The organism is uncultured Aurantimicrobium sp. (genome assembly GCF_936931525.1).
Taxonomy (GTDB): domain Bacteria; phylum Actinomycetota; class Actinomycetes; order Actinomycetales; family Microbacteriaceae; genus Aurantimicrobium.
Genome location: NZ_CAKZII010000054.1, coordinates 1 through 3,640 on the forward strand (window position 1 = coordinate 1; position 3,640 = coordinate 3,640).

3 protein-coding genes are annotated in these 3,640 nt (G+C 55.4%); 1 reads left to right on the forward strand and 2 read right to left on the reverse strand.

The features are described from left to right. Nucleotides 1–873 (reverse strand): PCRF domain-containing protein (locus Q0362_RS02595; protein WP_298119457.1); only part of this gene is annotated, 873 nt, incomplete at its 3' end. 3 nt (nt 874–876) lie between these two features. Beyond that, complete coding sequence (rho, locus tag Q0362_RS02600) at nt 877–2,649, reverse strand: transcription termination factor Rho (protein WP_298119459.1); 1,773 nt, start codon at nt 2,647–2,649, stop codon at nt 877–879. Between the two features lie 252 nt (nt 2,650–2,901). Here rho and Q0362_RS02605 point away from each other — a divergent pair. Continuing rightward, the coding region (locus Q0362_RS02605) for a glycosyltransferase family 2 protein (RefSeq protein WP_298119461.1) at nt 2,902–3,640 on the forward strand (739 nt) is incomplete at its 3' end.

Genomic DNA, 3,640 nt, shown 5'->3' on the forward strand with positions numbered 1-3,640 from the left:
CGCACTGGCTTCTGCCATTGCTTCTTCCTGCTGACGAGCAAGGATGCGCGCGCGGAGCACGCGCATACCGGCTTCACGGTTCTGAAGCTGGCTCTTCTCGTTCTGCATAGAGACCACGATTCCGGTAGGAAGGTGGGTAATGCGCACAGCAGAGTCAGTGGTGTTCACAGACTGTCCACCAGGACCACTCGAGCGATAGACATCGATCTTGAGGTCGTTCTGGTTGATCGCGACTTCTTCAGGCTCATCTACTTCTGGGAAGACCAGAACACCGGCAGCTGAGGTGTGAATACGTCCCTGAGACTCAGTTGCGGGTACGCGCTGAACACGGTGAACGCCACCTTCATACTTCAGGTGAGCCCAGACACCCTGTGCAGGGTCGTTCGAGTTGCCCTTGATGGCAACTTGAACGTCCTTGAAACCACCAAGGTCAGATTCGGTCTTATCCAGAACTTCTGTCTTCCAGCCCTTGGACTCTGCGTAGTGGAGATACATGCGCAGAAGGTCAGCCACGAATAGCTGGCTTTCTGCACCACCTTCACCACCCTTGATTTCCATGATCACGTCACGGCCATCATCGGGGTCACGTGGAATAAGCAAACGGCGCAGCTTTTCCTGTGCTCCAGGAATTGCTTCCTCGAGTGCAGGAATCTCTGCAGCAAATGCTTCGTCTTCCTTGGCAAGTTCCTTGGCGGCAGCCAAGTCCTCTTCCAACGTGGTCAAGCGCTCATAAGCAATCTTGATCTGGCTGATTTCGGCATAACGACGGTTGAGCTTCTTCGAACGTGACGCGTCAGCGTGCACGGCCGGGTCGGAGAGCTGAACCTGCAGCTCTTCGTACTCGGCGAGAAGGCCTTGTACAGAAGAAAGCACGGCTTAGTCCTCCTTGGAAGCGTTGGACTTCTGCATCAACATGAGGAACTCAACGTTGGTTGCAGTGTCCTTGAGCTTGCCCACAACGCTTTCCAGCGCCTGCTGCTGGTCAAGACCAGCAAGAGCGCGGCGAAGCTTCCAGGTGACCTTGACTTCGTCAGGGCCCATCAGCATCTCTTCGCGGCGAGTACCTGACGCGTTGACGTCAACAGCAGGGAAGATGCGCTTGTCAGCGAGTGAACGCGACAGGCGAAGTTCCATGTTGCCGGTGCCCTTGAACTCTTCGAAGATGACTTCGTCCATCTTCGAACCGGTCTCAACCAGTGCCGAAGCAATGATGGTCAAAGAGCCACCGTTCTCAATGTTGCGGGCAGCACCGAAGAACTTCTTGGGTGGGTAGAGCGCAGCTGCGTCCACACCACCGGAGAGAATACGACCGGAAGCAGGTGCTGCCAGGTTGTATGCGCGTCCTAGACGAGTAATCGAGTCTAAGAGAACGACAACATCCTGGCCGAGCTCGACGAGGCGCTTTGCGCGCTCGATAGCGAGCTCTGCCACCATGGTGTGGTCTTCTGCGGGACGGTCGAAGGTGGAAGCAATAACTTCACCCTTGACGGTGCGCTCCATGTCAGTGACTTCTTCTGGACGCTCGTCGACGAGAACAACCATGAGGTGAACCTCAGGGTTGTTCTGAGCGATGGCGTTCGCAATCTGCTGCATCACGATGGTCTTGCCCGCCTTAGGCGGCGCGACAATCAGACCACGCTGACCCTTACCAATGGGCGAAACCAGATCGATGATCCGACCAGTGATTTTGGAAGACTCGGTCTCCAGACGCAGACGTTCCTGCGGGTAGAGAGGAGTCAACGACTGGAAGTCAACGCGGGTAGCTGCTTCTTCAATGGTCTGACCATTGATGGAATCAATCTTGACCAGTGCGTTGTACTTCTGACGACCGAAGCCTTCGCCATCGCGTGGCTGCTTGATGGAACCAATAACAGCGTCACCCTTGCGCAGGTTGTACTTCTTGACCTGGCCGAGCGAGACATAGACGTCGTTGTTTCCGGGAAGGTATCCGGAAGTGCGCACGAATGCGTAGTTGTCGAGAACGTCCAAGATACCTGCGATAGGAATCAGGACGTCGTCTTCAAGAATTTCTGGTTCAACTTCGTCACCCATGCGGCCACCGCGGCGGCGGTCGCGCTGGCGGTTGTTGCGGTTGTTGCGGTCATTACGGTCGAAGCGCTCTTCGCCTTCGGACTCGGGACCGTTGTTACGGTTACCGTTGTCGCCTTCGGTGCGATCGTTGCGGTCGCGACGGTTACGGTTACGGTTACGGTTACGGCTGGGGCGATCGCCTTCGGCGTTGTCGCCCTCAGATGCGCCCTCAGAAGAGTTGTTGTTGTCCGCATCGCCGTTGCTTTCAGCAGCTTCAGCATTGCGACCGCGGCCACGTCCACGACGTGGGCCTGCTTCGCCAGCTTCAGCTGGTGCTGCAGATTCGGTTGCGGGAGCTTCAGCAGAAGCTTCAACCGTCTTCTTTGCTGGACGACCACGTCCACGACGTGGTGCTTCCTCAGCGCTGGCCTGCAGAGCAGGTGCCAGCGCAGGAACACCAGCGTCGCCAGAGTTCACGTGGCTAGATGCGCTCACTGAGACAGCACCAGACACTGCATCAGCAGATGCCACGGGAGCGGTCACGGTTGCGCGACGAGAAGTGCGCTTGCGGGGTGCTGCTTCTGCAGCGGGGGTTTCATTGATCGAGTTCTCAGACATGAGTTCTCCTTATAGATATTTAGAGCACTAGAGCTTTTCCAAGCCACTGCATTCGAAAATGTGGGCTGTGTGGAGGTAGTGCGAAATGGGGTGTTACAGAAGTTCGATATCGAACTGGTGAATGCTCCGGGAGGCTTTCGCGAGATTTCGCGACTTCAACCGGTGCACTTACATAGTAGCAGTTTGCTCATGCCCAGGCTGAGCTTCAGCTAGTTCGGGCGTGCCCTTGTAGTCTGGGGAAGGAAATTTCTCATGACGCCAAAGACAACTGCCCCCAGCGATGTAGCCATCATTACCGTGAGCTACAACTCCAGCGCGCAGTTGGCAGACTTCCTTGCAAGTGCAGTGAAGTCAGTCGCCTCCCCCAGCCAGATCACAGTGGTGGACAACAACTCTGCAGACATTGCTGTTACTGAGAAGCTCACCAAGAACTTCGGCGTCAACCTGCTCAAGCTCGCCAAGAACGTCGGCTATGGCTCTGCTGTAAACAAAGCAGTTCCTGACCTCAAAGAAGAATTTACGACCTTATTGGTCTGCAACCCAGACAGTGAGCTCAACCCAGAAACGGTTGCAGCGCTAAGAAACGCAGTTCAGGACTCAAAGGTTGGCGTGGCTGGGCCCCGGATTTACAACGAAGACGGCTCTGTTTACCCTTCAGCGCGATCAATTCCTTCCATCCGTAATGGTGTTGGGCACGCACTCTTTGCCAATATTTGGCTTTCTAACCCGTGGACCAAGAACTACCTTTCTGAAGCACACCTACAAAACAAGACCGTTCCTACGGGCTGGGTTTCTGGCGCCTGCCTTGCAGTCCGCAGGGACTTGTTCACTCAAGTAGGCGGCTTTGATGACAACTACTTCATGTATTTCGAAGACGTCGATCTGGGCTACCGCCTAGGCAAACTGGGATACACCAACCTTTATGTGCCCGAGGTCTCGATTACCCACATCGGTGGAGAATCCACCAAAGCCATCAAGAAGACCATGCTGC